Below are 1,102 nucleotides of genomic sequence, written 5' to 3'. Positions count from 1 at the left end.
ATAGGACTTACGCATTGACGGATTCAAAAAAGTATTAAAATACTTTATAAAGTATCTGTGATCAGACGAATTAAACATGCTTCTACAGCAACTTGTACATTACCCATTTATATGGGCTTTCTCATGACAGAACCGAACTCTATTAGCTGCACACAACTTGCCGAGACTTATAATATCTCGCATGATAGTGTAAATCGCTTTCTAGAGCGTGAAGACTACACACCTCACGACCTATATCAAGAATCAATTCAACATATTGATAATAATAAACTTATAGTCAGTATTGATGATACTGTTTTAGATAAACCATATAGTCAACATATGGACTTGGTTAGCTATTTTTGGTCAGGCAAACACCACCGATCCGTCAAGGGTATTAATCTCATTACCTTGTATGCGACAGATCAAAATGGTCAAAATATTCCAATTAATTTCCGAATTTATGACAAATCTGAAAGTAAAACCAAGAATGATTACTTTATGGATATGTTAAGTGAAGTACTCAGTTGGGGTGCAAAGATTCAATTTATTACAGGTGATAGTTGGTATTCATCGACTGGAAATCTAAAAACCATAAGAAAATATGGTATTCGATTTATGTTTGGTATCGACTGTAACCGTAAGGTTTCCCCAGAAAAAGGACAATGGTTTCAACTGCGTTTATTGCCAGATTTCCATCAGGGTCAAGTGGTCTGGCTCAAAGATTTTGGCTTTGTACAATTATTTAAGACTCAGTTAAAAGAACAGCAGAGGTTTTATATTGTGCATCAAGATGAAGATGATTTATTGTCCTTTGAGGGTTTTCATGAATTACATTCAAGTCATTGGAAAATAGAGCAATATCACCGGGTGATTAAACAGGTTTGTCATATTGAAAAGTTTCAAGTAAGACGATCTAAACTGATTTTGAATCATATTTTTTCAGCCTTGATGGCCTACGTTGAGATACAAAAGAACCAGTTTGAGCGGATCTTTGAAAATGTATATCGTTGGCAGAAGAAATTATTTAGACCAGTTATCAAAAACTTCATTGATGACTTTATTCTCGATAAAAATCATCTGCTACCACAGAGAATCTATAAATAATAGTGCGTAAGTCCTA

The 1,102-nt window shown here is 34.2% G+C and carries 1 protein-coding gene; it reads left to right on the top strand.

Annotated elements, in window-relative coordinates; genetic code table 11:
* Positions 1-57 precede the first annotated feature (57 nt).
* Positions 58-1,086, top strand: coding sequence for a transposase (locus FTT73_RS16155; RefSeq protein WP_079255106.1), 1,029 nt, complete (start codon positions 58-60; stop codon positions 1,084-1,086).
* The last annotated feature ends 16 nt before the right edge of the window (positions 1,087-1,102 follow it).

The sequence above is a fragment of the Acinetobacter sp. YH01006 genome (assembly GCF_013420445.1).
GTDB lineage: Bacteria > Pseudomonadota > Gammaproteobacteria > Pseudomonadales > Moraxellaceae > Acinetobacter > Acinetobacter pseudolwoffii.
Note: the sequence above shows the minus strand (reverse complement) of the source record. Positions and strands in the feature narration are given on the sequence as shown.